28 protein-coding genes, 1 tRNA gene and 1 riboswitch are annotated in these 25,693 nt (G+C 60.8%); of the genes, 14 read left to right on the top strand and 15 right to left on the bottom strand.

Annotated elements, in window-relative coordinates; all coding sequences use genetic code 11:
• Positions 1-6 precede the first annotated feature (6 nt).
• Both phoU and phoB read left to right on the top strand, forming a co-directional pair.
• Positions 7-720: a phosphate signaling complex protein PhoU gene (gene phoU / locus JNB88_RS00780; protein WP_037138064.1), complete on the top strand. Its 714-nt coding sequence runs from the start codon at positions 7-9 to the stop codon at positions 718-720.
• Between the two features lie 36 nt (positions 721-756).
• Positions 757-1,440 (top strand): phosphate regulon transcriptional regulator PhoB, encoded by a 684-nt coding sequence (phoB, locus tag JNB88_RS00775; protein WP_007529789.1) that lies wholly within the window; start codon positions 757-759, stop codon positions 1,438-1,440.
• Positions 1,441-1,523: 83 nt separating this feature from the next.
• Here the strand turns inward: phoB and JNB88_RS00770 are convergent, their stop codons facing one another.
• Positions 1,524-2,057 carry a GcrA family cell cycle regulator gene (locus tag JNB88_RS00770; RefSeq protein WP_037138066.1) on the bottom strand — a complete coding sequence of 178 codons (534 nt, stop codon included), beginning with the start codon at positions 2,055-2,057 and terminating at the stop codon, positions 1,524-1,526.
• Between the two features lie 428 nt (positions 2,058-2,485).
• On the opposite strand from JNB88_RS00770, the gene JNB88_RS00765 reads away from it, so the two are divergent.
• The 3 genes from JNB88_RS00765 (at position 2,486) to JNB88_RS00755 (ending at position 5,730) form a co-directional block, all read left to right on the top strand.
• Positions 2,486-3,682, top strand: coding sequence for an aspartate aminotransferase family protein (locus JNB88_RS00765; RefSeq protein ID WP_220353891.1), 1,197 nt, complete (start codon positions 2,486-2,488; stop codon positions 3,680-3,682).
• Between the two features lie 42 nt (positions 3,683-3,724).
• Positions 3,725-4,642 (top strand): ornithine carbamoyltransferase, encoded by a 918-nt coding sequence (gene argF, locus JNB88_RS00760; RefSeq protein WP_037138070.1) that lies wholly within the window; start codon positions 3,725-3,727, stop codon positions 4,640-4,642.
• Between the two features lie 92 nt (positions 4,643-4,734).
• Positions 4,735-5,730 (top strand): Hsp33 family molecular chaperone, encoded by a 996-nt coding sequence (locus tag JNB88_RS00755; protein WP_220353889.1) that lies wholly within the window; start codon positions 4,735-4,737, stop codon positions 5,728-5,730.
• Here JNB88_RS00755 and apaG read toward each other — a convergent pair whose 3' ends face one another.
• Entirely contained in the window at positions 5,731-6,123 is a 393-nt protein-coding gene (gene apaG / locus JNB88_RS00750) for a Co2+/Mg2+ efflux protein ApaG (RefSeq protein WP_037138074.1), read from the bottom strand. It lies immediately after the preceding gene.
• Between the two features lie 199 nt (positions 6,124-6,322).
• Positions 6,323-7,507, bottom strand: a complete 1,185-nt coding sequence (locus tag JNB88_RS00745; protein ID WP_220353888.1) for an O-succinylhomoserine sulfhydrylase — start codon at positions 7,505-7,507, stop codon at positions 6,323-6,325.
• Between the two features lie 45 nt (positions 7,508-7,552).
• Positions 7,553-7,631: riboswitch (SAM riboswitch) on the bottom strand.
• A gap of 72 nt (positions 7,632-7,703) precedes the next feature.
• Here JNB88_RS00745 and JNB88_RS00740 point away from each other — a divergent pair.
• The 3 genes from JNB88_RS00740 (at position 7,704) to JNB88_RS00730 (ending at position 9,357) form a co-directional block, all read left to right on the top strand.
• A complete protein-coding gene (locus JNB88_RS00740; protein ID WP_037138078.1) occupies positions 7,704-8,798 on the top strand; it encodes a 2'-deoxycytidine 5'-triphosphate deaminase in 1,095 nt (364 codons plus the stop codon).
• Between the two features lie 139 nt (positions 8,799-8,937).
• Positions 8,938-9,011, top strand: a tRNA-Gly gene (locus tag JNB88_RS00735).
• Positions 9,012-9,150: 139 nt separating this feature from the next.
• Complete coding sequence (locus JNB88_RS00730) at positions 9,151-9,357, top strand: CsbD family protein (RefSeq protein WP_037138080.1); 207 nt, start codon at positions 9,151-9,153, stop codon at positions 9,355-9,357.
• Between the two features lie 48 nt (positions 9,358-9,405).
• Here the strand turns inward: JNB88_RS00730 and JNB88_RS00725 are convergent, their stop codons facing one another.
• Both JNB88_RS00725 and JNB88_RS00720 read right to left on the bottom strand, forming a co-directional pair.
• Positions 9,406-10,425 (bottom strand): glycosyltransferase family 2 protein, encoded by a 1,020-nt coding sequence (locus JNB88_RS00725; protein ID WP_220353887.1) that lies wholly within the window; start codon positions 10,423-10,425, stop codon positions 9,406-9,408.
• 18 nt (positions 10,426-10,443) lie between these two features.
• Entirely contained in the window at positions 10,444-11,286 is an 843-nt protein-coding gene (locus tag JNB88_RS00720) for a glycosyltransferase family 2 protein (RefSeq protein ID WP_220353886.1), read from the bottom strand.
• Positions 11,287-11,577: 291 nt separating this feature from the next.
• Here JNB88_RS00720 and JNB88_RS00715 point away from each other — a divergent pair, with 291 nt between their 5' ends.
• Positions 11,578-11,763, top strand: a complete 186-nt coding sequence (locus tag JNB88_RS00715; RefSeq protein WP_037138082.1) for a hypothetical protein — start codon at positions 11,578-11,580, stop codon at positions 11,761-11,763.
• A gap of 121 nt (positions 11,764-11,884) precedes the next feature.
• Here JNB88_RS00715 and JNB88_RS00710 read toward each other — a convergent pair whose 3' ends face one another.
• Together JNB88_RS00710 and JNB88_RS00705 are read right to left on the bottom strand one after the other, a co-directional pair.
• Positions 11,885-13,903: a methyl-accepting chemotaxis protein gene (locus JNB88_RS00710; protein ID WP_220353885.1), complete on the bottom strand. Its 2,019-nt coding sequence runs from the start codon at positions 13,901-13,903 to the stop codon at positions 11,885-11,887.
• A 215-nt stretch (positions 13,904-14,118) separates the two neighbouring features.
• Positions 14,119-16,038 carry a glycosyltransferase family 2 protein gene (locus tag JNB88_RS00705; protein ID WP_220353884.1) on the bottom strand — a complete coding sequence of 640 codons (1,920 nt, stop codon included), beginning with the start codon at positions 16,036-16,038 and terminating at the stop codon, positions 14,119-14,121.
• Between the two features lie 57 nt (positions 16,039-16,095).
• On the opposite strand from JNB88_RS00705, the gene JNB88_RS00700 reads away from it, so the two are divergent.
• The gene (locus JNB88_RS00700; protein WP_220353883.1) at positions 16,096-16,971 is read left to right on the top strand and encodes a transporter substrate-binding domain-containing protein; all 876 of its coding nucleotides are present in this window, start codon (positions 16,096-16,098) and stop codon (positions 16,969-16,971) included.
• Here JNB88_RS00700 and JNB88_RS00695 read toward each other — a convergent pair.
• The 5 genes from JNB88_RS00695 to JNB88_RS00675 all read right to left on the bottom strand — a co-directional run bounded on the left by JNB88_RS00695 (position 16,968) and on the right by JNB88_RS00675 (position 20,077).
• On the bottom strand, positions 16,968-17,381 hold the full coding sequence (locus JNB88_RS00695) for a tellurite resistance TerB family protein (RefSeq protein WP_037138090.1): 414 nt from the start codon (positions 17,379-17,381) through the stop codon (positions 16,968-16,970). The genes JNB88_RS00700 and JNB88_RS00695 overlap by 4 nt on opposite strands.
• Positions 17,382-17,434: 53 nt before the next feature.
• Positions 17,435-18,160: a thermonuclease family protein gene (locus JNB88_RS00690; RefSeq protein ID WP_220353882.1), complete on the bottom strand. Its 726-nt coding sequence runs from the start codon at positions 18,158-18,160 to the stop codon at positions 17,435-17,437.
• An 11-nt stretch (positions 18,161-18,171) separates the two neighbouring features.
• Complete coding sequence (locus tag JNB88_RS00685; protein WP_016552636.1) at positions 18,172-18,837, bottom strand: S24 family peptidase; 666 nt, start codon at positions 18,835-18,837, stop codon at positions 18,172-18,174.
• A gap of 104 nt (positions 18,838-18,941) precedes the next feature.
• The gene (locus tag JNB88_RS00680) at positions 18,942-19,589 is read right to left on the bottom strand and encodes a response regulator (RefSeq protein ID WP_037138096.1); all 648 of its coding nucleotides are present in this window, start codon (positions 19,587-19,589) and stop codon (positions 18,942-18,944) included.
• An 89-nt stretch (positions 19,590-19,678) separates the two neighbouring features.
• Positions 19,679-20,077 (bottom strand): hypothetical protein, encoded by a 399-nt coding sequence (locus tag JNB88_RS00675; protein ID WP_220353881.1) that lies wholly within the window; start codon positions 20,075-20,077, stop codon positions 19,679-19,681.
• A gap of 108 nt (positions 20,078-20,185) precedes the next feature.
• Here JNB88_RS00675 and JNB88_RS00670 point away from each other — a divergent pair, with 108 nt between their 5' ends.
• Both JNB88_RS00670 and JNB88_RS00665 read left to right on the top strand, forming a co-directional pair.
• The gene (locus tag JNB88_RS00670) at positions 20,186-20,539 is read left to right on the top strand and encodes a DUF952 domain-containing protein (RefSeq protein WP_220353880.1); all 354 of its coding nucleotides are present in this window, start codon (positions 20,186-20,188) and stop codon (positions 20,537-20,539) included.
• Positions 20,536-21,624: a quinone-dependent dihydroorotate dehydrogenase gene (locus JNB88_RS00665; protein WP_220353879.1), complete on the top strand. Its 1,089-nt coding sequence runs from the start codon at positions 20,536-20,538 to the stop codon at positions 21,622-21,624. The genes JNB88_RS00670 and JNB88_RS00665 overlap by 4 nt, the downstream gene beginning before the upstream one ends.
• On the opposite strand, the gene JNB88_RS00660 is transcribed toward JNB88_RS00665, so the two are convergent.
• Genes JNB88_RS00660 through JNB88_RS00650 form a run of 3 tightly spaced genes read right to left on the bottom strand, consistent with a single transcriptional unit; the run spans position 21,600 to position 23,743 of the window.
• Entirely contained in the window at positions 21,600-22,946 is a 1,347-nt protein-coding gene (locus JNB88_RS00660; protein ID WP_220353878.1) for an MATE family efflux transporter, read from the bottom strand. The genes JNB88_RS00665 and JNB88_RS00660 overlap by 25 nt on opposite strands.
• A 31-nt stretch (positions 22,947-22,977) precedes the next feature.
• Positions 22,978-23,475 (bottom strand): CAP domain-containing protein, encoded by a 498-nt coding sequence (locus JNB88_RS00655; protein WP_037138104.1) that lies wholly within the window; start codon positions 23,473-23,475, stop codon positions 22,978-22,980.
• A 1-nt stretch (position 23,476) separates the two neighbouring features.
• The gene (locus tag JNB88_RS00650; protein ID WP_037138106.1) at positions 23,477-23,743 is read right to left on the bottom strand and encodes a DUF6460 domain-containing protein; all 267 of its coding nucleotides are present in this window, start codon (positions 23,741-23,743) and stop codon (positions 23,477-23,479) included.
• 146 nt (positions 23,744-23,889) lie between these two features.
• Here JNB88_RS00650 and JNB88_RS00645 point away from each other — a divergent pair, with 146 nt between their 5' ends.
• Both JNB88_RS00645 and JNB88_RS00640 read left to right on the top strand, forming a co-directional pair.
• Positions 23,890-24,822 (top strand): class I SAM-dependent methyltransferase, encoded by a 933-nt coding sequence (locus JNB88_RS00645; protein ID WP_220353876.1) that lies wholly within the window; start codon positions 23,890-23,892, stop codon positions 24,820-24,822.
• A gap of 202 nt (positions 24,823-25,024) precedes the next feature.
• On the top strand, positions 25,025-25,660 hold the full coding sequence (locus JNB88_RS00640) for a YitT family protein (RefSeq protein WP_220353875.1): 636 nt from the start codon (positions 25,025-25,027) through the stop codon (positions 25,658-25,660).
• The last annotated feature ends 33 nt before the right edge of the window (positions 25,661-25,693 follow it).

Genomic DNA, 25,693 nt, shown 5'->3' with positions numbered 1-25,693 from the left:
AGCCCTATGGCATCGACACATATCTTTTCTGCCTACGATGACGATCTGAAGTTCCTGTCCCGCCGTATCTCGGAAATGGGCGGTTTGGCCGAGCAGATGGTCTCGGATGCGGTTCGCGCCCTCGTCAACGGCGACACGGCTCTGGCCCAGAAGGTCATCTCCGACGACGTGATCCTCGATCACGCCGAACGCGAGGTTGGTGACAAGGCGATCGTTACCATCGCCCGTCGCCAGCCGATGGCCGCCGATCTTCGCGAAATCATGGGCTCGATCCGCATTGCGGCTGACCTCGAGCGCGTCGGCGATCTTGGCAAGAACACCGCCAAGCGCGTCATTGCCGTCCAGAGCGCCGGCGTGCCGCGCAAGCTCGCTCGCGGCCTCGAGCATCTCTCCGAACTGGCACTCGTCCAGCTGAAGGAAGTGCTCGACGTCTACACGAGCCGGGCCGCCGACAAGGCAAAGTCGATCCGCGAACGCGACGAGGAAATCGACGCGATGTATACCTCGCTGTTTCGCGAGATGCTCACCTACATGATGGAAGATCCGCGCAACATCACCAGCTGCACGCATCTTCTGTTCTGCGCCAAGAACATCGAGCGTATCGGCGACCACGCGACCAACATTGCCGAAACCATCTATTACATGGCCACCGGTGCCCAGCCGGAAGGCGAACGTCCGAAGGACGATACCGCCAACACCGTCGGCGCCGTCACGGAATAATCGTTCCGCGACCGTGCCCCCAGGAGACCGAAACGAATGATACCCAAAGTAGCTGTCGTTGAAGATGAAGAAGCGCTGAGCGTGCTTCTTCGCTATAACCTTGAAGCTGAAGGCTTCGAGGTCGATACCATCCTGCGCGGCGACGAGGCCGAGATCCGGCTGCAGGAACGCACGCCGGACCTGCTGATCCTCGATTGGATGCTCCCGGGCGTGTCGGGCATCGAACTCTGCCGCCGCCTGCGCATGCGGCCGGAAACCGAGCGCCTGCCGATCATCATGCTGACAGCGCGCGGCGAGGAAAGCGAACGCGTTCGCGGCCTCTCCACCGGCGCCGATGACTACGTCGTCAAACCGTTCTCGACGCCGGAGCTTGTCGCCCGCGTCAAGGCCATGCTGCGTCGTGCCAAGCCCGAGGTACTCTCGACGCTCTTGAAGTGCGGCGACATCGAGCTCGACCGCGAGACGCACCGCGTTCATCGCAAGAGCCGCGAAGTTCGCCTCGGCCCGACCGAGTTCCGTCTCCTCGAGTTCCTGATGGCGTCACCGGGGCGCGTTTTCTCGCGTTCGCAGTTGCTCGACGGCGTTTGGGGTCACGACATCTATGTCGATGAGCGTACTGTCGACGTGCACGTTGGCCGCCTGCGCAAGGCGCTGAACTTCTCCAACATGCAGGACGTCATCCGCACCGTGCGTGGTGCCGGATACTCCATGGAAGCCTGAGGCTTCCCTCGACCTCCATACTGCTTCAACGAAAAACGGGCCCGCGAGGGCCCGTTTTCTTGTGTCCTTATCCGGCTTCCGGGTCAGGCGACCCGGTTGGCTGCCTTGCGGCGCTCGTTGACCGGCTGGTACGCCATACGCTGGTGGTACGTGCAATACGGGGAATTATCCGGAGATTCGCAGCCGCAGAAGTGGAAGTCGTCCTTCAGCGGATCACCGACCGGCCACTTGCAGGTGCGTTCGGTCAGTTCCGTCAGGCCGAGGCGGCGGGAAATCGGAACGACCACGTTTGCGGCCGGGCGGAAGCTGACTTGCTCGATAGCATCGATTTCGATCTCTTCCTTGAGCATCGTCGCACCCTGCTGGCGGGTGACGGTGCGCGTGGTGACGCGAGATGCATAGTTCGGAGCGCGCGGCGCGGATGTGGTGCGCTTGGGCGTTCTGACAGTCGTCGTCGAGCCTCCGGCCTTGGCTCGGCCGGGCAAACTCAAACGGTGGACTTTGCCGATGACGGCATTGCGACTTACACCGCCAAGTTGTGCTGCGATCTGGCTGGCGCTAAGGCCCTCGGACCAAAGCTTCTTCAGTTTTTCAACGCGCTCGTCTGTCCAGTTCATGCCCCTGTCTCCGCCTTATTAGCGTTGGTGTAGGCAGAATCCTTCACCGTTGCCCCGGACGTATCCGAGGCAAGAAACGCTTGCTCGATTTTGGTGACTAGTTCCGCCGCATGCAGTCTAGTAATTGAGTTTTAACCTAGTGTGAGGCTGACTCTGTGACAAGAGTCGGTTGAATCCCGGCGAATCGAATTTCAAGTTTTCCCCAACTTGCTGGACGGGAGAGTCATTTCTGCAACATTAGTTGTTGATAGGTCCTGCGGCCTCAGATGGCCGCTTGACGCATGTTGCAAAGCCTCAGTTTTGTTGACATCGCAGTGCGAAAAGTAAATAGTGCTGCTCGCCGCCGAAAGGCGGCATTTTTAATTTTCCGGACCTGCTTTCCTTAGCCGGAGTCCGGCCACTGGTAATCAATGACAGGAGATCGCGCCATGGCTGAAGCCGCGCTTTACGATACCTACTCTCGTGCCCCGCTGCGGTTCGAGCGAGGCGAGGGCGTGTGGCTGATCACCGAAACGGGCGAGCGATATCTTGATTTCGGCGCGGGCGTTGCTGTCACCTCTGTCGGCCACGGCCATCCGCACGTGGTGGGTGCGTTGAAGGAGCAGGCCGACAAGGTCTGGCACCTGTCCAATATCTATGAGATCCCCGGTCAGGAAACGCTCGCGAAGCGGCTGACCGAGGCGACATTCGCCGACAAGGTGTTCTTCACGAACTCCGGCGCGGAAGCTTTGGAATGTGCGATCAAGACCGCACGCCGCTATCAGTTTTCGAAGGGCCATCCCGAGCGGTTCCATATCATTACCTTTGAAGGCGCCTTCCATGGCCGCACGCTGGCGACAATCGCTGCCGGCGGCCAGGAGAAGTATCTCGAAGGCTTCGGCCCCAAGGCACCCGGCTTCGACCAGGTTCCTTTCGGCGATCTCGATGCCGTTCGCGCTGCCATTACAAGCGAGACGGCCGCTATCCTGATCGAGCCTATTCAGGGAGAAGGCGGCGTTCGCCCGGCGACCAACGAGTTTCTGAAGGCGCTCCGCGCAATGTGCGACGAGCACGGTCTGCTGCTGATCTTCGACGAAGTGCAAACGGGCGTGGGCCGCACCGGCAAGTTTTTTGCCCATGAGTGGTCTGGTGCCGCCCCCGACATCATGGCAGTTGCCAAGGGCATCGGCGGAGGTTTCCCGCTTGGCGCCTGCCTTGCGACGGCAGAGGCCGCTTCCGGCATGAAAGCCGGTACCCACGGTTCCACCTATGGCGGCAATCCGCTGGCCATGGCTGTCGGCAGTGCCGTGCTCGACGTGGTCCTTGCGGATGGCTTCCTGCAGCAGGTGCGCGACGTCTCGCTGGTCTTCCGTCAGGGGCTGGCCTCGCTCAAGGATCGCTATCCTGATATCATCGAGGATATCAGGGGCGAGGGACTGCTGCTCGGCGTCAAGGCAGCCGTGCCGTCCTCCGAACTGCTGCAGGCGATCCGTGATGCCCATTTGCTCGGCGTGCCCGCTGGCGACAACGTCATTCGCCTTCTGCCGCCTCTGGTCGTTACGCCTGACGAAGCCCGCGACGGCCTGGCCCGCCTCGAACGCGCAGCCGAAAGCCTGCGTGCTTCGAAGGTCAAGAAGACGGCTTAATGGACAATGCCTGCCAGAAGGCGGGCGTGATAGGTAAAGACAATGGCTTCCCCCAAACACTTCCTGGATCTTTCCGCCGTCGCGGCATCCGACCTGCGGCTCATCATGAACGACGCCATCTCTCGCAAGCAGGCCTTCAAGGCCGGGCAGGGCGACAAGCCGCTATCAGGCAAGATGCTGGCGATGATCTTCGAGAAGCCCTCGACGCGTACTCGCGTGTCCTTCGACGTTGGCATGCGCCAACTCGGCGGCGAGACGCTGTTCCTGTCGGGCACCGAGATGCAGCTCGGCCGCGCCGAGACGATCGGTGACACGGCGAAAGTGCTGTCGCGTTATGTCGATGCGATCATGATCCGCACGACCGATCACGCCCGCATGCTGGAGCTGGCGGAGCACGCAACTGTTCCGGTCATCAACGCGCTGACCGACGATACGCACCCCTGCCAGATCATGGCCGACATCATGACGTTCGAGGAGCACCGCGGACCCATCAAGGGCAAGACCGTTGCCTGGACGGGCGACGGCAACAATGTGCTGCATTCGTTGATCGAAGGCGCTGCCCGCTTCGGCTATCGCATGAACATGGCAGTACCCCTTGGTTCGGAGCCGAAGGATCACTATCTGAACTGGGCCCGCAATGAGGGCGCCGAAATCATGCTTGGTCACGATGCTGACCGCGCGGTTGCCGGCGCCGATTGCGTGGTGACCGATACCTGGGTCTCCATGAATCAGGAACATCGGGCCCGGGGTCACAACGTCTTCCAGCCTTATCAGGTCAACGCGGCTTTGATGGCACAGGCCGGCAAGGATGCATTGTTCATGCATTGCCTGCCCGCCCATCGTGGTGAGGAAGTCACGGACGAGGTGATCGATGGCCCGCAATCCGTGGTCTTCGATGAAGCGGAAAACCGTCTTCATGCGCAGAAGTCGATTCTTGCTTGGTGCCTGGGCGCGATCTGAACCATACTGGATGCCACATCAGGGCGGAATGGCCCGTGGCCGCGCGAGCGGATGGATACACTTGTCCGCCGCTCTCAGACTAGGAGAAGAACATGGCAGAACCTGCAGCCACCCTCGGCGAGTTCAATTTCGCCGGTGATGATCATGTCGTTCCTTTTCAGGTTGAGGGCCTGGATGTGCGCGGTCGCGCCGTCCAGCTCGGGCCGATGCTGGACGCGATCCTCGAGCGCCATCGCTATCCCGCGCCCGTCGCGCGGCTTCTTGCCGAAGTCGTCGTGCTGACGGTGCTGCTTGGCACGTCGCTGAAATTCGAAGGCAAGTTTACGGTCCAGACCAAGGGTGATGGCCCTGTGGACCTGCTTGTTTGCGATTTCTCGACGCCCGAGAACGTGCGCGCCTACGCGCGCTTCAATCAGGGCCTCCTCGACAAGGCGGTTGCTGCCGGCCAGGTCGAACCCGAACAGCTGCTCGGCAAGGGCATGCTGGCGTTCACAATCGATCAGGGCAAGTTCAGCCAACCTTATCAGGGCATCGTTGCACTTGACGGGGCGACGCTTGAGGAAATTGCCGGCACATATTTCCGCCAGTCCGAGCAGATCCCAACGCGGGTGCGCCTTGCCGCCGCTGAACTCTTCGACCGCGACGAGGCCGGCAAGCCGCGCCATCGCTGGCGGGCAGGGGGGCTGGTCGCCCAGTTCCTGCCGGAAGCGCCGGAGCGCATGCGTCAGCCGGATCTTCACGGCGGTGACGGCGACACGGCAGGCGTTGCTCACAAGGAAGACGACGCCTGGATGGAAGCCCGTTCGCTCGTCGACACGATCGACGCCGACGAGTTGACCGATCCGCAGGTCGGCACTGAGCGGCTGCTCTATAGGCTGTTCCATGAGCGCGGCGTTCGCGTTTACGACGCGCGCGAGGTCTTCGATCGGTGCAGCTGTTCGCGTGAGAAGATCAAGGGCGTGCTGAAGGGCTTCTCGGCGGAAGAAATCGATGCCAGCCAGGAAGACGGCGCGATCTCGGTCACTTGCGAGTTTTGCTCGACGACCTATCGCTTCGAGGTGGAAGAGGTAGCCCAGGCGGCTGAATGATCAGTTCAGGACTCTGAGCAGTCCTGGCGAGTCCAGAGAGAAGGCGGGAATTTCGACATCGAAAAGCTCGCCTTCGTCCGTTTCCATCTGGTAGTGGCCAAACATCAGCCCTGATGGCGTATCGAGCGGGCAACCCGAGGAATACTCATAGGTATCGCCCGGAGCGAGCGTAGGCTGTTCGCCAACAACACCAGCACCCGTGACCTCATCGACGATCCCGTTCTGGTCGGTGATGTTCCAGTAACGGTTCACCAACCGCACGCTCTTGTCGGAATTGTTGCTGATGACGATCTTGTAGCCCCAGACATAGCGATCGTCTTCCGGATCGGATTGCTCCTCCAGATAAAAAGGTTCGACGACGACTTCAATGTCTCGTGTAAGGGCGCGGTACATGCCTACACCATAATCAACATACGTTACCGGTATCTTATACGATGGCCGATCCGTCAATAAACCGATAGTCGATCACGTCCGAAATGCCTGTAATAGCAAGAAGTTTTGGCTGTTAAACCTGATTTTTGGCCGCCTTGCTTGCACCAAAGGACGTATGGTTGTCGGCCGGATCTGAGTATATCCGGCCGATCTCCACTGATCAGGCGTTCACTTTGGCGAGGGCCTGGGCGAAATCCTCGATCAGATCGTCGGTGTCCTCGATACCTGCGGAGAGGCGAACGGTGCCGCCGGAAATGCCGAGTTCCGCCCGTGCTTCGTCGGTCAGGTTCTTGTGCGTCGTCGTCGCCGGGTGCGTGATCAGGCTCTTGGCGTCGCCCAGATTGTTGGAGATCTTGACAATCTGCAGGGCGTTTTGAAGCGCGAAGGCTGCGTCCTTGCCACCCTTCAGTTCGATGGCGACCAACGTCGAGCCGCCCTTCATCTGCTTGGCGACGATGTCTGCCTGCGGATGGTCCTTGCGGCCGGGATAGATGACCTTGGCGACCTCCGGCTGATCGGCAAGGAAATCGGCGATCTTCGATGCGTTCTCAGTCTGCTGCTTGACGCGCAGTGGCAGCGTTTCAAGGCCCTTGAGCAACGTCCATGCGGTGAATGGCGACATGGCAGGGCCCGTATGGCGGTAGTAGTCCTGCAGGTTCTCGTTGACCCATTCCCGGTCCGAGAGGATGACGCCGCCGAGGCTGCGGCCCTGGCCGTCGATATGCTTGGTGGCCGAATAGACAACGACGTGGGCGCCAAGCTCGAGGGGCTTCTGGAAGATCGGCGTGGCAAAGACGTTGTCGACGACGACCCTGGCGCCGATCTGGTTGGCAAGCTTGGCAACGCCGGCGATATCGATCACTTCGAGCGTCGGGTTGGTCGGGCTCTCTAGGAAGAACACCTTGGTGGTCGGGCGGATCGCCTTTTCCCAGTTCTCCAGATAGCGACCGTCGACCAGCGTGCATTCGATGCCGTACTTCGGTGCGAGCGTCTCGACGACCCAGCGGCAGGAGCCGAAAAGGGCGCGGGCGGCGACGATGTGATCGCCTGCCTTCACCTGGCAGAGGATCGCGGCCGTGACGGCTGCCATGCCCGAGGCAGTGGCGCGGGCTTCCTCGGCGCCTTCGAGCGCGCACATGCGCTTTTCGAACATGTCGTTCGTGGGGCTGCCGTAGCGGGCGTAGATATAGCCTTCAGTCTCGCCCTTGAAGCGCGCTTCCGCTGCTTCGGCGCTCTCGTAGACGAAGCCCTGCGTGAGGTAGATTGCCTCCGATGTCTCGCCATATTGCGAACGCAGAGAACCACCGTGAACGAGTTCGGTTGCCGGGCGCCAGGTCTTGCTCATGAATCACCACTTTCAAACAACAAAAAAACCGGTCGCGAAAGCAGACCGGTTTTGCACCCGGTCCTTTTAGCCACTTGTTTAACGTGGCTGCAAGCCGACCGGCCAAATCACCACGGGATAAAGCTGCAATACTGCCGTTCTATGCTTGCGTCAATTCCTTGAGTTTGGTTTTGTCTGCGACAAATATGGATGGGGCATGATGGCTCGCGAAACAGGAATTTTGGCGGATCGCGCGATAGTCGCGCTTTTCGAGGCGGGGCGCCTAAGCTCGGAGCGCGATCTCGATCACGATCAGATTCAGCCGGCCAGCCTTGATCTCAGGCTGGGCGCTAAGGCTTTTCGCGTTCGCGCGAGCTTCATGCCTGGTCCATCGCATCTCGTTTCCGACAAGCTCGATCGGCTCAGCCTCCACGTTGTCGACCTCTCCGAAGGTGCGGTGCTGGAGACCGGTTGCGTCTACATCGTTCCCTTGATGGAGCGCCTAGACCTGCCGGCAGATATGTCGGCCTCGGCCAACCCGAAGAGCTCGACCGGGCGTCTGGATATCTTCACGCGTGTCATCACCGACTATGCGCAGGAGTTCGACAAGATCCCGGTTGGCTATTCCGGACCGCTTTACCTCGAAATCAGCCCTCGCACTTTTCCAATCGTCGTTCGCCGCGGTTCGCGCCTGTCGCAGATCCGCTTCCGCGTTGGTCACTCACTGCTCGGCGAGCCGGAATTGCTGGCGCTGCACGATGCCGAAACGCTGGTCGCCAGCAAGCAGCCGAATGTGTCTGGCGGCGGTATTGCCCTGTCGATCGACCTGGCAGGCGACAAGGATGGGCTGATCGGCTATCGCGGCAAGCACCACACCGCCGTCGTCGATGTCGACAAGAAGGCGCAGCACGATATCTTCGATTTCTGGGAGCCGCTCTATAGCCGCGGCCGCAATGAACTGATCCTCGATCCGGACGAGTTCTACATCCTCGTTTCGCGCGAGGCTGTTCACGTGCCGCCTCACTACGCGGCCGAGATGACACCTTTCGATCCGCTCGTCGGCGAGTTCCGCGTTCACTACGCAGGCTTCTTCGATCCCGGCTTCGGTCATGCCCCGGCCGGCGGCCGTGGCAGCCGCGCCGTGCTGGAGGTTCGCAGCCACGAGGTTCCCTTCATCCTCGAAGACGGTCAGATCGTCGGCCGCCTGGTTTACGAACACATGCTGGAACAGCCCTCCAGCCTCTACGGCTCGGGCCTCGGCTCGAACTATCAGGCCCAGGGCCTGAAGCTCTCGAAACATTTCCGGATCTGAACGGCTGGGTTGGACGATCAGCGATTTTGCCTGTTGTGTGCCGCACTTGCCCGAAGGCAAAATTCCCTAGGCATTATCCCTTATGCCTGCGTCTGGCTGCTTGACAGAAACAACCATCTGTTGGAAGTCTGCGTTGAGCGCGGGTGTAGCTCAATGGTAGAGCAGCAGCTTCCCAAGCTGAATACGAGGGTTCGATTCCCTTCACCCGCTCCATGTCGCCGTTTCCTAGCTGAACAATAAATGGGCTGCGCGCACTCATCTTACGCGAACGGGCCAGCAACGGGCGACGTCCGGAACACTCTGACGCTATGGTCGTTTACCTTCTATTGCAGAAACGCAAGGAGAAAGCGCTATGGATTGGAACCGCGTCGAAGGAAACTGGAAGCAGATGAAGGGCAAGATCAAGGAACAGTGGGGGAAACTCACCGACGACGACCTTGATCAGATTGCCGGCAAGCGCGACCAGTTGGAAGGCAAGATCCAGGAACGCTACGGCCTGGAACGAGATCGCGCGCGTCGCGATATCGACGACTGGTACGACCATCAGACTTGGCATTGATGACAGTGGGCCCGGAGCTACCAGTTCCGGGCCACCTTTACCCTGGCCTTACCGTTGGCGGTCGATTCTGGTCATAAAGCCGCGTTCTATCAGTTGCTGAGGCCCGTCATAGCGGATCGATTGGTCATAGCTGAAATCGATCTCCCCGTCGCGATGAAGAACATCCATCATCTTGTGATAGTACTCAGAGGAGTTGTAGTGCTGTTTGCCTTCCACCGCCTCTGTGATCTTCGCCTTGTAATTGGTGAAGAACTTGAAGTGCAAAAGGGCACCCCAGACCGACGGAAAATTGCGCCCATAGGGAAGCGGCTGATGCGGGCTGCTTCCAAAGTGGCATTCCCTATCCCAGTAGAGGACGGGGTATTTTATAAGTTCGTTGCCTTCCGAAAACTTTCTGCCCCTGGGGCCGCCTTTGATGCTGATGCCGCGCTTGGTGAGCATTGCTTCATAGCTGTCTGCGTCAAGATAACGCGAGAACTCCCAGGGTCTGCCACCAACGGCGGGACTGTCGGCGATATCGCCCACCTTGGGATACATGTCCAACATCGGTGCCGCCATGCGCTTGAGGTTTCCGGCTTCGAGGGCGCGGATTAGCTCTGGCAAAGGCTTGCTGAAGCAGTCCTCGTAAACGAGGAATTCATCGGAATCGACGTTTACGTACCATCGGTCGATGCCGTATGTGGCGAATAGACGCTCCCGCCAGCTTCTCCCCCGCCGCGCATGGCCGTATCTCACCGGAGATGTCCAGAGATCAACGTCTGGCTCTCTCAGCAATGCCTCTCTTGTCCCGTCAGTCGAAACGTCGTCGACGCAGATGAATCGCGTCACACCCAGTTGGCGATAATGCTGAATGAACGCGTTGAGGAGAGCAGAGTCGTTGTGCGTAACAAAAACAAGCGGCACATCTGCCGGTGTCAGGGGGCGGATCTCGTTGGCTGGCGAAATGATCACATCCGTTCGATTGCGCCTTTCGCGACGAGTGACCCGAAACGTGTCGTATTCCGTTCGGAGACGATCGAGTAGGGAGCGCGCAAGGTCGGGCGCACCGGAGGGAAACGGGTACTTCATGAAAGATACACGGTGCTCCTAGAAGATCCAAAGCAGCTTATAGCGTGTTTTCCGGCGCGCATCGTTCCAGCACATCCTGAAAAACTTCGCCTTCGCTAGGAGGCCCGCCGGCGGCAGTTTGTCGACCAGGCGGTAGCAACCAAGGGTGTAGGTCAGTCGTTGCGATAACCTATCACGAAACCTCTTCGCGCCAAACTTTTGCTGCGAACCTGATCCTTCCCGAAAGTCGAAAGTCGGGCCGGGGACATAGGCGACCAGATCACGAATGACAAACTCCGACAGGACGTAGGAGGCGAAGCACCACGGATTGCCCAGTTCGTACCAGCGCGCCATCAGTATATCGAGCGATCGGGATCTGAACACGCCGTAGATCCACTCCGACGGAAACGTCAGGTTCCGTGGCACGCGTCCCTTTGCATAGTTCGCTCGGAAATCGAAGATATCCGGTGCCGGATGCTTGAGCTTGAAGCCTTTCGCATTGAAGCTTTTTGTCGAACAGGCCGCGAGCAGCTTCGTCTTGTCGGCGTCAAGCGCTTCGACCAGCTTCCGCAGGAAGTCCGGGGACGAAAGATCGTCGGCCGCTCGCAGGCAGAAGTATTCGCCCGTGCCCGCACCAATCTTCACCGCCTTGGCGAAGTTGTCCTCGGCGCCGAGGTGGATTTCGTTGTCGACGACGGAAAAGCGACGGTCTTCCTCGCAGAAGCGCTGTGCCACCTGCGGTGTCGCATCTGTCGAGCAGTTGTTGAGGATAATGGCGCGGAAGTCCTCGAAGTCCTGGTCCGCAATTGACTGGAGGCTCTCTCGCAGCGTTGCTGCTCCGTTATAGACCGGAAACACGACGACAACTCTAGCATTCATCACAGAACCACGAGCGAAGGATTGGTCAAGGGCCGATATCCACGATCGGTACCAGCGTCCTATTTACGATCCGCTCATTTACCCTCTTGCCACGGAAATGCAACGGCGGCGCAATCTCGAAAGCAATAGGTGTCAAATCGCGAGGTAGGGAATGCCCATAAGAGGTAGCGTCGAGAAAGATGTCGGTAGTTGACAATCTTCTAATAAACATAGTTAATTTTTAACTATTCTCCGCTATCACGGGAACCCGGCGACCCGTTGGTCGTTGTCGGCATGATCAGGAGGAGTGGCAGAATGCTTTTGAAGATTTTCACGGCAAAGCGCGAAATCCGGGACAATGGCGATACCGGCACCTATGCGGATGGCTATCACGCGCCGGAAGTGGCTCTTGCTTCGGCTCGCGAGGATGATCGCGCATCATACGAACGCGATTATGGCCGTGGCCGCAAGGTCGAGCAGATCCCGCTGGGGTTTGCCTGAGTTGATTTTTTGAACGGTTTTCCGGTGCGGCCCGCGTCGTCGCGGCCGCCGTGGCCTTTTGGTTGAAAATCTGGACGATATTAGAAGGGCGGCGTTGAGCCGCCCTTTCGCTTTGCCTGCGTTAGAACTCGGTCCAGTCCGCGTCGTCGCGGGTCGCGGCCGGCGCAGTGGCGCCAAATGCGCTTGCGAGCTTCTGCCCGAGTGCCCTTGCCGGGGAGCTGGAGGGTCGCGAGACACCCGGCGTGGCGATGCGAACCGGCGCCTTCTTGGCGACGACCGGCGCGGAGGCGGGCCGCGGTGCGGAATGGATCGGAGCGCTTTGCAGCGGCGCGGCGGCAACGGTTGCAGAATAGCCGCCGGTGCCGGTCAGCTTGAACTGGTCGAGAAGATTGTTCAGCGTCGCTGCTTCTGTTGCGAGCTTGTGGCTCGCCGCCGTGCTTTCCTCGACCATGGCAGCATTTTTCTGCGTTCCCTGGTCCATGGTGTTGACGGCGGTGTTTATCTCCTGCAGGCCGGTCGACTGTTCGCGAGCGGCTTCGGCGATCGCGTCCACATGCTGGTTGATCTCCTGGACCTCGTGAACGATGACATCGAGTGCCTTGCCGGTTTCCCCGACGAGCGATACGCCCGTCTGGACGTGGTCGCCCGACTTGGTGATCAGCGACTTGATCTCCCTGGCGGCGTTGGCCGAACGCTGTGCCAGCTCGCGCACTTCCTGGGCAACGACGGCAAAGCCCTTGCCGGCCTCACCGGCGCGGGCGGCTTCCACGCCCGCGTTGAGAGCGAGCAGGTTCGTCTGGAAGGCGATATCGTCGATGACGCCGATGATGTTGCCGATCTCGGCGGAGGATTGCTCGATCTGCTGCATGGCGTTCACCGCCTTGCGGACGACCGCGCCGGATGCTTCCGCGCCGGTACGGGTGCGTGACACCAGGCCTCGGGCCTCCTCGGCGCGTCTGGCGGCATCCTTCACCGTGGTCGTGATCTCCTCGAGCGCGGCAGCGGTTTCCTCGACGGAAGCTGCCTGTTGCTCGGTGCGCTTCGAAAGTTCGTCCGCGGAGGCGCGGATCTCGCTTGCTCCTGAAGTGATCGCGCGGGCGTTGGTGCCGACGGTCTGCATCGTGTCGTTCAAGCGCTGGATCGAGTTGTTGAAATCCTGCCGCAGTGTGTCGAGATCGCCGACAAAGGCCGTATCGATCCGCGACGCAAGGTCACCGGCAGCCAGCCGACGCAAGCCGTCGCCAAGCGCGCCGACGGCACGCGAGAGGTCGGCGGCCTCGGTTGCCCGCTGGGCTTCGCGCTCCCGGCGCTCGCTGTCGCTGAGATTGCGGTTCTGTTCGGCTTCCCCTTCCAGCCGCACGCGTTCGATTGCGTTGTCGCGGAAGACGGCGACGGCACCGGCCATCTGCCCGATCTCGTCACGCCGATCGAGGCCATCGATGCCGCTTCGCGTGTCGCCTTCGGCAAGGCGCGCCATCCGGTCACGCAGGCGCACCATCGGTCCGGCGATCCCCGCCTGCGCGATCCAAACGCTGAGCCCCAGCGCGCCGAGCACGGCAAGACCGATCAGAGCGAAACAGAGCGTGATGCGTTGGTTGACTGTCGCGGAGAGCGCGTCACCGCCATCGTTCAAGAGTGTCATCAGCGCATCGTTGTTGGCGATCATTTTCGGGGTGACCACGTTCAGCTTTGCATTCAGCATGCTGGCTGTGAGCTGCGCGCCCGCACCATCCCCAGCCTTGGCCAGGTCGACGATCTTGCTGGAAAGCGCCTCCATTTCGTCGATCCCGACGAGAATATCGTCAATCGCCTGCTTGCGGCTGGGAACCAGCGCCGCCGCCTGTTCCATGCGTTCTCGCGCTTGTGGCATTTTGCTCGGTGCCGAAATCGCCGTGTCGAAGGCGGGCGTGTCCGGCTTGAGCCCGGCGATCAGCGTGAACTGAAGCACGGCGGCAGTTGCCGAAGCGCTGGCGCGAGACGACTGCATGGCGGCCAGCGCTTCGTTGTCGATGAAAGCGCTGTATGCGGCGTCAGCGCGGCGGAATTCCGTGATGACATAGACGAGTCCCCCGAGGGCGATCGCTCCGAGAAGCGCGACGACGGATATGATCTTCGTCCGGATCTTAAGGTTCTTCAGCATGGCTATGTCCAGTTGCTTGAACCGGCCAGGTGCGGGCCGGGTGAGGCGGGGCTGCGAAATGGTGGGATGCCTATAGGCTCGACATGCGCATCATGCAGCGGCCCACGGGCCGGCGTCGTCCCGGCGAATAGAATGGGACATTGCTTAATTCCGCCCTAACGTTGGCGACTTGTCCAAGGAAAAGTTGAGCGCCGCCTACCACCGGCTGAACGGTGCTAGACTCGGCGCAGCCTGTCGCTGGCGGCGGCGGGGACATGAGGCGTCTTGTCCCAGAAGAACGGCTTTCTCGGTAGTTCGAGGAGGGCACGCCAGGCCGCAAGGGAAATCATCAGCCAATAGAGCGGGACGTAGATCCAACGCCAGCCGACGCTGCGCTTCTCCTCACGCAGCATCACGGCCCGGCCGAGCAATAGAAAGAGCCCATAGCTCGCCGCCATGTTGGCAAGATCAAGTAGGAAGAGCAGGCCTTCGCCGCTCCCGGCCGGCGGAAAACCGAGCGCCAGGTAGCCGGCGGCGGAAACCAGCAGCATGATCAGCCAGGGATGGGTGAGAGAGGAAAGCAGCATGCCGCCGATCAGCAGCTGGAACATCAGGAAACCGCCGACGCTCATTTCACCCAGCAGGCGCCCCGGCTCGCGCATCATCACCAGCCAGGTCTGCAGCCAGCCTTTGAACCAGCGGGTGCGCTGGTTCAGCCATACCCTGACCGTGGCCGGAGCATCCTCATAGGTAGGACAGTCGATGACGCCGCAGACGTAACCCAGCCTGTAGAGCCGCATGCCGAGATCGGCATCTTCGGTCACGTTGTAGGGATCCCAGCCGCCGCAGGCCCTCAATTCGGCAACCCGCAAATGGTTCGAGGTTCCGCCGAGTGGAACTGGCATGCGCCGCCGGGCCAACATCGGCAGCAGCATGCGAAACAGAGCGGCATACTCCAGCGCAAATGCGGCGGTGATCCAGGACGCCGCGCCGTTGGAAATCACGAGCGGTGCCTGAAGGCATACGACATCGCGCGGGCTCGCGGCAAACTGCGCATAGGCGGCACGCAACTGGTCGGGATGCGGGCGATCCTCCGCGTCGTAGATCACGACGAATTCGCCACGTGCGCCGGCCAGCGCATAGTTCAACGCCTTGGGTTTCGTGCGCGGATGGGCGGGTGGCACCTCGACGATTTCGAACTGCGGTCCAAGCTGTTCGGATTTCAGCGCCTCGATCGTTGCGTGATCGTCCGCCTCGCATATCAGCTTGATATCCAGCCTCGAAACCGGCCAGTTCAGTCGGCCGAGCGCCTTGACAAGTTGGTTCACCACGTTCGCCTCCCGATAGAGGGGGACGAGAACGGTATAGACGGGAAGGCATTCCGACATGGGCAGGTTCGGCTGTTCGCGCCTGCGCTCGACAAGGGCGGCGGCCCGGACAAGGATCGCGGCGAGGTAGAGCAGCGAGATGGTTGCGTGCAGGACGGTCAGCGTCAAAGTGCCTGTGGCGAGTGCGAATGCGAATGCGCATATGCCTGCCCCTGCGAGAAATCCCTGCTTGCCGGACAGGACGATCCGCGCGCTGAAGCGTGACCTGTCCTCGAAAAGGGTGGTGACGCTTTCTCGCAGCCGTCGGCTGGTGCCGGCTTTCCAGACCGCGGCTCGCAATGCGGCGGGTGTCGTTATGACGATCCTGTCTGCAAGCCCCGGTTTCTTCTCGAATATCTGAGAGAGTGCTGCGAGGTTTCGGGCTTCAGGAACGATCGCGAGCATGCCTTTGCTGATGTAGTTCAGCCGGATGCAGCGTGCGTCAAGAAGCTGGCTATCGAGCGCCTTGTCGTCGCTGACGAGCGAGCTGTCGATGGCCGGGATAAACGGAAGCCGAAGTCCGCGTGCCAGCGACGCGTAATAGCTGTCGGCATCGATTGAACCGCTTGCAAGGAGCTCCTGCTCGATGCTCGTTCCGTTGCGGCGGGCGACCTGCATCGCGCGCGCAATTGTCGGCTTGCCGATACCGAGTTGCAGCAGCACCTCGGCTTCTTGCTGGTAGGCATCAGTGCCCGAACGCGCCGGCGGCGGCGCGCTATGGTGTGTCGAACGATCATCCAGGAGCGGGCGATCTTCGATCGCGCCCGGCGCATATTCCCCGATACGCATGACTCTGATACACCGTTTTCAGAATGGCAGTGCGTGCTTGTCCCGAGGCGGATCATAATGATGCAATTTAAACTGGCATCCCTGAATCTTAAGGGGCTATGCAGCTTTTGGCTGTCTCTAGTTGCGTTTTTTTGCCCGTTGACGTTGTCTGCGCAGGAGGCGACCCCGAGTTTGCCCCTACTCTTCGATTCGAGGGAGCGCCTTGCAAAACCGGATCTTTCGTCGCTTGTGCGCCTGCGATTCCTGACGACGATCGATTTCCCACCATTCAACTTTACCGATCAGAATGGCAAGCTTGCCGGCTTCAATGTCGATCTTGCGCGGGAGATCTGTAACGAACTGGAGATTGCAGCAAAATGCCAGATCCAGGCGCTGCCGTTTGTTGACCTGAATGGTGCTCTCGCAGCTTCGCAAGGCGATGCTGTGATTGCCGGCATTGCCGTTAGCGAAGAGTTGCGGCGTCAGTTCGCCTTTTCTCGCCCTTATCTGATGTTGCCTGCTCGCTTCGTTCGAAACCTGAAGGCTCCCATCAAGGGCGAGGATGCCGGCGCCTTGGCCGACCGTTCTGTCGGCGTCGTCAAGGCAACAGCGCATGAAGCTATGCTGGCCGCGTATTTCCCGAAGGTGAAAGCGGTGCCGTTCGATAGCAAGGACGCCCTTTTGGCGGCGCTGAAGGACGGCAAGGTGGAGGCTGCCTTCGCAGATTCCCTCCAGCTTTCTTTCTGGGTTTCGTCACAGGCCTCGTCGAAGTGCTGCGCTCTCTTCGACGGGCCCTACCTCTCGGAGCAGTTTCTTGGCGAGGGTATGACGATCATGCTGCGCCAGAAGGACAATGTTCTGACGGCCGCCCTCGACCACGCCCTCGCTGCGCTGTCGCGCAGCGGTCGCCTGCAGGAAATATACCTGCGCTATTTCCCTTACGGTCTGTATTAACCCTTGCGAAAACGGGCGATCGCGCTGCGCTCGATGGCGGCGCAGGTGAGCTTGTCGAGGCCCAGGCGGTCGCGCAGCAGGCTGAGGAGACGCAATTCCTCGGCCTTGACCGACAGATCGGCAGACGCGACTTCGACCGCCAGGGCATAGGCCGTGTCGTAAAGGCGCGAAGGCAGCGTATCCTTGACAGTTTCCAGCACGATATCGAGACCCTCTGGCCCGGAAAGCAGTGCCGCGCAGTCGCGTGCGACCGAAATCAGCTTTTCATCGTCAAAATCACGAAAGACCGGAAGGAAGCCGATCAGCTGGCCGATACGCTCCATCTCGCGATCGTTCATCGTGCTGTCGACGGCGGATGCCATCACCATCACGTAGATCAGTGCGTCATGGGTGGAAATCGGCTTGCTCATGTCTTGATGGTCCCTCTGAAACGAGCCCAGAGTCTAGGAACTGACCAGCGACATTACAAGCCGTCGGGGGGCAGATCGTCGGGAATGCCGGTTTCCACGATGCTGCGGGGATCGTCGCCGTAGAGACCCTTGCCTGCCTGCTTTGCCTTTTCGCCGAGCTCTGCAAGCGCGGATCCGGTCGTCGCCTCCGCCCAGCCGTTTTCGACCAGCCACCGTGAAACATCCTGTGTGCCAACCCTGCAGGCGGCGGTCACCATACCGGTCCATTCGGCGCTGTCGAGGTCACACGATACGGTCCTGAGGCGCAGAAACAGCCGGACATTGGTTTTTGCCAGCATACCACACGGCCACGTGCGGTCCTTGCTGTCGGTGCATACCTTGTTCTGAGGCGTAGGATTGATGTCGGCAAGCAGCAGGCGCCGATTACCGAAGGAAAGCACGCCCGCGCTTTCGGCAATCGGCCTTGCAAGATTTACGCCCTTGTCTTCAGTGCGCTCTAGCGGCTTCTCCGGCTCGACCGCTGCGATGCGCTCCAGCGGCTTGCCGTCGATGACGGCGGGATAAAATTGGCTGGCATCGTCGACGCGCCGGGCATGCATGCTGGCGTTGGGATTTATCGTCGGCTGAACCGCGGGAGCGGATGGTTGTTCACCGGGCTCCGTCGAGGCCACTGTCTCCTCCGGATCAATGGCCGCACCGAGCCTTTGCCCGCCGGCTGCAATAAGGCCGGCGACAATTCCTATCCCTGCAACAGCTGTCAGAATTGCCGCAGGACGCATGGAATATCTTCCTACTGACTGGCCCAGATGATGCGGGCGATCCAATCCACGTCGGAAAGCTCGATCGTCCGGTTCGGATGCTCGGGATTGAGCGACATCAATTCGATCGATCGCGGGCTCTGGCGCAACAGCACCTTGGCCATCACTTCGCCTTCGCGCGTCTTGACGACGACGCGGTCGTTGCGGCGCACCTGTGCGCCCGGCTCGACGATCAGCACGTCGCCGTCGCGATAGAGCGGCATCATGCTCTCGCCCTGCACCTCGAGCGCGTAGACGCCGGCTTTTTGCGAGGGGGCTGCCGGAAACTCCACGACGTCCCAGCCTTGGCCTGCCGGAAAACCGCCGTCGTCAAAGAAGCCACCGGCTCCGGCCTGCGCGAAGCCGAGAAGGGGGATCGAGCTGCCCTGCGGTGGGAAAGCGCCGTCTGGAAGGCTGGAAAAGCTGCCCGTCGGGCGCATGAAGGTCAGGAATTGCTCCATGCTGGCGCCCGTCGCATCCAGCACCTTGGCGATCGACTCCGTCGACGGCCAGCGCAGCCGACCATCGGCGGACAGTCGCTTCGACTTGTTGAATGAGGTCGGATCGAGCCCTGCGCGCCGGGCGAGACCGGATGGCGTCAGGTCATGCCGTTCGGCAAGCCTGTCGATCGCTCCCCAGATCTGCTCGTGTGACAGCATATCGCCTGATTCCTGCGCGCGTGCGCGATCCTTCAATCAGGGAAATATTAACCGCAAGCCAGGCGGGAGTAAAGAGAGAAGAGGAATAAAATCCTGTCTCGGCCTCAAGCCACCATGGCCATGTTGATCTTGCCGAGCTGGATGACGGCCTGCGTGCGGCTGTCGACATTGAGCTTGAGCAGGATGGCCGAGACATGCGCCTTGATCGTCGCCTCGGAGACGCCGAGCTCATAGGCGATCTGCTTGTTGAGAAGGCCTTCGGCCAGCATGGTCAGCACTCGGCTCTGCTGTGGCGTGAGCGTATGCAATCGGTGGATCAGGTCGGCGACATCGGGGTCCTGTTCCTGCCCGTCCCGGTAGCTATCCGGCGTGGCGATGTCACCCGCGAGCACGGTCTGGATGCCGCGGCGGATATCGTCAATTCCTGAGGATTTCGAAATGAAACCGGAGGCTCCGAGCTCGAGAGCCCGATGGATCGTTGTCGCATCGTCGGTCGCCGAGACGATGACGATCGGCAGCCCGGCGAATTCGGAGCGCAGCGCCATCAGTCCGGAAAAGCCGCTGACGCCAGGCATCGAAAGATCGAGCAACATCAGGTCGGCTTCAGGATTTTCCGCGGCGGCGGTTCGCGCGGCACCGAAATCACCGGCTTCCACGATTTCAGGATGGCCTTCCATGCCGATCACCGCCTGGCGAAGTGCATCCCGGAAAAGCGGGTGATCGTCAGCGATGATGATTGTTTGTTCCTGCATCGACGGCTCCCTCCCAAGAGCTCGATTGCCTCGTCATGCTTCGCGCTCCCACGCGAAACATGTCGCCATTCTGATATGACTATACCAAATCATGTCTTTTGCGGAAGGGCGTTGCGCTGCTCTTCGCTTTGGAATTCCTTGACTATCCCCATGAAGCTGCGCATCCAGCGCTCCATGATGCTGATCGAGCGGTCGATTTCCGCGTCGGAGGGAAGTGCTTTGTTGACGATGCTTTTGTTCTCCAGCGCCGTGACGCGGGCCGAAAGCCGGTCGAGTTCCTGCTCGTAGGCGGCGCGCTCATCGGCGGCCATCCGACAGACGAGCGTGCCGTCCTTCTCCTCGCAGAGCGACATGGCACCGGTTTGTTTGTCGAGACGCACGAAGTGGTCGCCGCTCCGCTCCAGCTGGAAGCGCGACGCCTCCGCTTCAGCCGCCTGAGCGCCGAGCGGCAGGAGAAGCGCGAAAAGGCCGATTGCGATATTTCTCATGGTTTCCTCCGGAAATCTCGGTAGCCGCCGCCTTTTTCGCGGCAAGGCGTGGACATCGCCGTCGCTTTGCGGCAAAGCCCGGGAAAGACCAGCCACATCGAGGCCATCATGACCCTGACACCCACGCTTTACAAGATCGTGACGGAAACGCTCTGGCAGGAGGCGAGGGTGGCCGGCATCTTCCGGGGCGCTCCGATCGACCTCCAGGACGGCTATATCCATTTCTCGACAGCCGCTCAGGTCAAGCAGACTGCGGCGCTCTATTTCGCCCGCCAGACGGGGCTTCTGCTTGTTGCCGTCGATGGCGGCAAGTTCGGCGACAAGCTCGTTTTCGAACCGTCGCGCGGCGGCGACCTCTTCCCGCATCTCTATGCGGAACTGCCCTTCTCGGCCGTGTTGTGGGAGGCGCCACTGCCGCTCGATGCCGCCGGCCAGCACATATTTCCGGACCTTCAGCCATGATCGATCTTTTCAAGCACGCCGCCCGAAAGGGTCTCTTCCTCTTCGATCCCGAAACGGCGCACGGCATGTCGATTGCCGCCTTGAAGGCGGGTGCTGTGCCAGCCTGCCGGATCGCGCCCGATCCGCGCCTGCGACAGAGCGTTGCCGGGCTCGACTTCATCAATCCGATCGGCATGGCAGCCGGTTACGACAAGAATGCCGAGGTTCCAGAAGCGTTGCTGAAGATCGGCTTCGGCTTCACCGAGATCGGCACCGTCACGCCGAAGCCGCAGCCCGGCAATCCGCGCCCACGTATTTTCCGGCTGGTCGAGGATCAAGGCGTCATCAATCGCCTCGGCTTCAACAACGAAGGTCATGACGCTGCCTTCGCGCGCCTGTCGGCCATTCGCGGCAACGGCATGATCGGCGTCAATATCGGCGCCAACAAGGACAGCGAGGACCGCATCGGTGACTATGTCCTCGGCATCCGTCGGTTCTATTCCGTGGCGCGTTATTTTACCGCCAACATCTCGTCCCCGAACACACCGGGCCTGCGCGATCTGCAGGCACGCGAAAGCCTTGCAGCCTTGTTGTCGGCGGTGCTTGCGGCTCGCGATGCGGAAGCCGAAAAGGCAGGTAGGAAGATCCCGGTTTTCCTGAAGATCGCGCCTGATCTTACGGAAGAGGGGCTGGATGATATCGCCGCCGTGGCGCTGTCGCATGCTCTCGATGGTCTGATCGTTTCAAACACGACGCTTTCCCGCGATGGCCTCAAGGACCAGCATCAGGCCAAGGAAGCCGGCGGGCTTTCCGGAAAGCCGCTATTCGACAAATCGACCGCCGTTCTCGCAAAGATGCGCAAGCGTGTCGGCTCGAGCTTACCGATCATCGGCGTCGGCGGTGTCTCGTCGGCGGAAACGGCGCTGGAAAAGATCAAGGCCGGTGCCGATCTCGTGCAGCTCTATTCGTGCATGGTCTATGAAGGTCCGGGGCTACCCGGGACGATCGTCCGGGGGCTGTCGAAGCTGCTCGATCGCGAACGGGTAAAATCGATCCGCGATCTCAGAGATACCAGGACGGATTACTGGGCGGCGCGGAACGTTTGATCCGCCCGCGGCTTGACGAGCATCGCCAGGAACACGCCGCGAAACAGCAGGAAGCCGTTCATCGCCAGCCATAGCCCGTGGTTGCGGAACAGCGGCACGAAGACAGCCAGCGCCAGGAGATAGCCGGCAAACGACATCAGCATCCGGTTGCGCATGTCGGTCGACCAGGTGGCCCCGATGAACACCCCGTCCATCAGGAAGGCGAGCGCGCCGGTCAGACCGGTGACGGCAGCCCATGGCAGGTAGGTCTCGGCCGCCTGCTGCACGTCAGGCGAGGTAGTCAGCACGGAAATCAGCCAGGGACCGGCCAGCAGGAAGAACAAGGAAATAATGCCGGCAAGCCCGAACGACCAGAGCGCCGTCAACTTCAGCCCGCGGTCAAACGCGGGACGATAGCGCGCGCCGATCGCTCGCCCGGTGATCTGTTCGGCCGCGTTGGCGAGGCCATCGAGATAATATCCGGAAAGCAGGAAGAAGTTCATGAGCACGGCGTTGGCGGCGAGTGTGACCGCCCCGAAGCTCGTGCCGATCCTTGTCATGATAGTGAAAGCGGCCAGCAGCACGAAAGTGCGGATCAGGATGTCGCGGTTCAACGCGAAAAGTTCTGCCAGCCGGTGCCGCGAGAAGATCTCCGCGCGTGTCGGACGGTCCGCTCGGTCGAAGCCGCTGAGAACGATCAACAGTCCGACGACAGCCCCCGCCGTTTCGCCGACCATCGTGCCCCAGGCGACACCGGCCACGCCCCAGTCGAGCCAGAGGCCAAGCGCGATCGCCAGCACGATGTTGGTGCCGTTGATGATTGTCTGGAGCAACAAGCCGATGCTGCCCTGGCCGCGACCGAGCACGAAGCCGAGGATCGCATAGTTGGCGAGCGCGGCTGGACCGGCAAGGATGCGGATGGAGAAGTAGGTGCTCGTAGCGGCTGCAACGGTGCTCTCCGGCCCCATCAGCTTCAGCCCCGCTGCCAATAGCAGCGGCGAAAGACAGAGAAGTCCCGCGCCGCAGCCGAGCGCCGAGATCAGCGCTCGCCAGAAAACGCCTTGCTGCGCATGTCGGTCGTGCCGACCGAAGGCCTGTGCCGTCAGTCCGGTGGTGGAGGCGCGCAGGAAGTTGAAGCTGCCGAGGATCAGGTCGAACAGCATGGCGCCGATCGCAAGGCCGGCCAGAGCATCCGGCTGGCCCATGTGCCCGACGACGCCGGTGCCGACAAGGCCGAGCAGCGGCGTGGTGATGAAGCCGAGCGTCATCGGGATCGCGATCGACAGCACCAGCCGGTGCGTCACGTCGAATGCCAGCCTGTTCTCGTGACCGTGAGTATCCATGTCTGCCTCTGAAAGGCGAGGCAGAATCGCCTCAGCCGGAAAGCACCATGGCCCAGTAGGGGACGTTTTTGGAAGCAGAATTGCGGGCCACCGCAACACCGAGACCATTGTAGCGGCCGAGCATATTTTCCAGATGGTGCGGAGAGTTGATCCAGGCGGTTACAACTGCCGGCACGGATTGCTGGCCAGCCGCAATGTTTTCGGCGGCTGGCATCTGTACGCCGCTTGCCTTGACACGCGGGGCAAAGCCGTCGCCGATGCCCATGACATGCTTCATCTTGCCGGCCGATGCCATCCGCTTTGCCTGGAACATCGCCGCGTCCTTGGCCGCGGGATCCGCCGAAAGCGGCGGCAATCCGTTCTTGGCACGCAACTGGTTGACGAGCGGCAATGCATCCGCTGTCTCGTCCTGTCCGTCCGATGGGTTGGAGGATAGCTTCGGTGCCGTGGTGCAGCTTGCAACGCCAGCGACCAATGCAAGACCGGAGATGTGCAGCAGGCCGCGCCGTGAAAGGATGAGTGAGGTCATGTTACCGCCGATAGCTGAAGAGACGGATGATGAGGAAGATGGGAATGACAACCGTCGCGCCGAGCAGCAGATAGTCGCCGACGCGGCCGAGCGCAGCAAAGCCGCGATGCCAGACGTTCAGAACGAAATCGCGGAAGCCGTACACAAAGTCCAGCGGCGCCCAGCCGAACACGGCCATGATGAAGCCGACGATCAGCGATACGACCAAAAGCTTGACCAACGTGCGGCCGAGGGAATCGCCGAGAAACTTGTTCACCTGATCGGACATGCGCCATCTCCTGTTTATCCCTGAAATACGGGCGCGAATCGTCGCTCGCAAGCCTTTTTCAGATCTGGCACCTCCGCCTCTGAAATAGGACTTGAGTTTTTTTGTGGCCGCAGCCAAATGCGGGCCGATCCCAACAGGTCTTCACCATGCAGCCCAACCAGCTCACTTCAGGCGATGTGATCGCCGACCGCCGCGCCGACTATGCCAAGATGCTCGACGAAGGCGGCGAGCCGCACGCGGCCGCCGAATTGATGGAACAGGCGCTGGAGCTTGCTCCTCAATGGGCAGCCGGTTGGTATCGGCTCGCCGGTTACCGCGAGAAGGCAGGCGACAGGGCCGGCGCGGTCGAGGCCTACCGGCAGACCTTGCTAGTCAGCCCGGACGATATTTTCGGCGCCGAACTGAAACTCGCTTTGCTCGGCGATGTCGAGACGCCGGACCGCCCGCCGAGCAGCTACGTCGAGCGCCTCTTTGACGACTACGCGGATCGTTTCGAGACCTCGCTCGTCGAAAAACTGGATTACAGCGTCCCCACCAAGCTGGCCGCACTCGTCGCCACGACCGGCCGACAGTACATGCTCGCTGTCGATCTCGGCTGCGGTACTGGCTTGCTGGGACCGGAGATCCGCGATCGGGTAGCGCGTCTCGAAGGCTTCGATCTGTCGCAGAACATGCTTGCCAAGGCGGCCGAGAAGCATGTCTACGACCATTTGGCACAAGCCGACCTGTCGCTGGCGCCGGAGGCGACCGGCCTCTTTGCAGAACGCGCGATGCATCGTGCCGACCTCGTCACCGCCGCTGACGTCTTGATGTATCTCGGCAATCTAGAAAGCGTGTTCGAGGCTGTTTCAGCACTTGTCTTGCCTGGCGCCGATTTCGCTTTTTCCGTCGAGGATGCGGGTGAGGGGGATGGCTTCCATCTCGCGCCATCGCTGCGCTACGCCCATTCCGAAACCTACGTCCGCGCGCTCTGCGCCCGCCATGGTCTCGATATCATTGCGGTCAGCAAGACGCCTATTCGCAAAGATGGCGCAAACATCATTTCAGGCATTCTGTTCCTTACGCACAAGGCGGCTTAGCGGAACGATTCTTGCGAAGTGATAATAGGTCAGCATTGCTTACGTATTTTGCTTGATTGCACTGCAAAAACGCCTGACAATGTTGGCTAATTCAGCAGGATGCCAGAAGGCATCCGAATTTCAGTCATCACCGCACGTTTCGTCGCGCTCGGGTCTTGCTCGGGCGCATTTGAACATGTCTGCCGTTTGGGGATCAACGACAATGGCGCAGCTCTTCAATGCCCTCGGTTTCTGGAACACCAGTGCAACCCGCCATACCCCTGTCGAAGACGTTCAAGGCATCTTCTCCGGCAGCCTCGTTGCGGCGCTCGGGCTCTATATGCTGGCCAGCGCCGGCCTTCTGACAGGCAGCACTGCAGGCATTGCCTTCCTGCTCCACTATGCCTTCGGGGTGAACTTCGGTCTCGCCTTCTTCCTGCTCAACCTGCCGTTCTTCTATCTCTCCTGGACGCGGCTCGGCGTGGCCTTCACCGTAAAGACCTTCATTGCCATCGGCCTGACATCGGTCATGACCAGCCTGCAGCCGAAGGTCATGGACATTTCCGCAATCCACCCGGCCTGGGCAGCCCTTCTCGGTGGCCTTCTGCTGGGCTTTGGCCTTCTGGCGCTCTATCGCCACCGCGCCAGCCTTGGTGGCGTCGGCATTCTCGGCATCTACATGCAGGAGCGTTTCGGCATCCGTGCCGGCCTCGTGCAGATGGCAATCGACCTCTGCGTATTGGCCGCTGCCTTCTTCGTCACCACGCCGCCGGTGGTCTTCTATTCGGTTCTCGGCGCGGTGGTGCTGAACCTGTTCGTGGCCATCAACCACCGCGCCGATCGCTATATCGCGCTGTAACAATGTCCCCTCTCCCCGCAGGCGGGGAGAGGG

The sequence above is a fragment of the Rhizobium cauense genome (assembly GCF_019511525.1).
GTDB lineage: Bacteria > Pseudomonadota > Alphaproteobacteria > Rhizobiales > Rhizobiaceae > Rhizobium > Rhizobium cauense.
This window is presented reverse-complemented; position numbering and strand designations above follow the sequence as displayed.

Bases quoted from the DNA above. Each gene is read 5' to 3' on its own strand.
- JNB88_RS00670 (WP_220353880.1), top strand. From the start codon at position 20,186: ATGACCCTGACACCCACGCTTTACAAGATCGTGACGGAAACGCTCTGG.
- argF (WP_037138070.1), top strand. From the start codon at position 3,725: ATGGCTTCCCCCAAACACTTCCTGGATCTTTCCGCCGTCGCGGCATCC.
- JNB88_RS00730 (WP_037138080.1), top strand. From the start codon at position 9,151: ATGGATTGGAACCGCGTCGAAGGAAACTGGAAGCAGATGAAGGGCAAG.
- JNB88_RS00770 (WP_037138066.1), bottom strand. From the start codon at position 2,057: ATGAACTGGACAGACGAGCGCGTTGAAAAACTGAAGAAGCTTTGGTCC.
- JNB88_RS00755 (WP_220353889.1), top strand. From the start codon at position 4,735: ATGGCAGAACCTGCAGCCACCCTCGGCGAGTTCAATTTCGCCGGTGAT.
- JNB88_RS00705 (WP_220353884.1), bottom strand. From the start codon at position 16,038: ATGCGTATCGGGGAATATGCGCCGGGCGCGATCGAAGATCGCCCGCTC.
- JNB88_RS00765 (WP_220353891.1), top strand. From the start codon at position 2,486: ATGGCTGAAGCCGCGCTTTACGATACCTACTCTCGTGCCCCGCTGCGG.
- JNB88_RS00710 (WP_220353885.1), bottom strand. From the start codon at position 13,903: ATGCTGAAGAACCTTAAGATCCGGACGAAGATCATATCCGTCGTCGCG.
- JNB88_RS00675 (WP_220353881.1), bottom strand. From the start codon at position 20,077: ATGAGAAATATCGCAATCGGCCTTTTCGCGCTTCTCCTGCCGCTCGGC.
- JNB88_RS00740 (WP_037138078.1), top strand. From the start codon at position 7,704: ATGATGGCTCGCGAAACAGGAATTTTGGCGGATCGCGCGATAGTCGCG.
- JNB88_RS00680 (WP_037138096.1), bottom strand. From the start codon at position 19,589: ATGCAGGAACAAACAATCATCATCGCTGACGATCACCCGCTTTTCCGG.
- apaG (WP_037138074.1), bottom strand. From the start codon at position 6,123: ATGTACCGCGCCCTTACACGAGACATTGAAGTCGTCGTCGAACCTTTT.
- JNB88_RS00715 (WP_037138082.1), top strand. From the start codon at position 11,578: ATGCTTTTGAAGATTTTCACGGCAAAGCGCGAAATCCGGGACAATGGC.
- JNB88_RS00660 (WP_220353878.1), bottom strand. From the start codon at position 22,946: ATGGATACTCACGGTCACGAGAACAGGCTGGCATTCGACGTGACGCAC.
- JNB88_RS00695 (WP_037138090.1), bottom strand. From the start codon at position 17,381: ATGAGCAAGCCGATTTCCACCCATGACGCACTGATCTACGTGATGGTG.
- JNB88_RS00745 (WP_220353888.1), bottom strand. From the start codon at position 7,507: ATGAGCAAGACCTGGCGCCCGGCAACCGAACTCGTTCACGGTGGTTCT.
- JNB88_RS00725 (WP_220353887.1), bottom strand. From the start codon at position 10,425: ATGAAGTACCCGTTTCCCTCCGGTGCGCCCGACCTTGCGCGCTCCCTA.
- JNB88_RS00650 (WP_037138106.1), bottom strand. From the start codon at position 23,743: ATGTCCGATCAGGTGAACAAGTTTCTCGGCGATTCCCTCGGCCGCACG.
- JNB88_RS00665 (WP_220353879.1), top strand. From the start codon at position 20,536: ATGATCGATCTTTTCAAGCACGCCGCCCGAAAGGGTCTCTTCCTCTTC.
- JNB88_RS00655 (WP_037138104.1), bottom strand. From the start codon at position 23,475: ATGACCTCACTCATCCTTTCACGGCGCGGCCTGCTGCACATCTCCGGT.
- JNB88_RS00640 (WP_220353875.1), top strand. From the start codon at position 25,025: ATGGCGCAGCTCTTCAATGCCCTCGGTTTCTGGAACACCAGTGCAACC.
- JNB88_RS00690 (WP_220353882.1), bottom strand. From the start codon at position 18,160: ATGCGTCCTGCGGCAATTCTGACAGCTGTTGCAGGGATAGGAATTGTC.
- phoB (WP_007529789.1), top strand. From the start codon at position 757: ATGATACCCAAAGTAGCTGTCGTTGAAGATGAAGAAGCGCTGAGCGTG.
- JNB88_RS00645 (WP_220353876.1), top strand. From the start codon at position 23,890: ATGCAGCCCAACCAGCTCACTTCAGGCGATGTGATCGCCGACCGCCGC.
- phoU (WP_037138064.1), top strand. From the start codon at position 7: ATGGCATCGACACATATCTTTTCTGCCTACGATGACGATCTGAAGTTC.
- JNB88_RS00700 (WP_220353883.1), top strand. From the start codon at position 16,096: ATGATGCAATTTAAACTGGCATCCCTGAATCTTAAGGGGCTATGCAGC.
- JNB88_RS00685 (WP_016552636.1), bottom strand. From the start codon at position 18,837: ATGCTGTCACACGAGCAGATCTGGGGAGCGATCGACAGGCTTGCCGAA.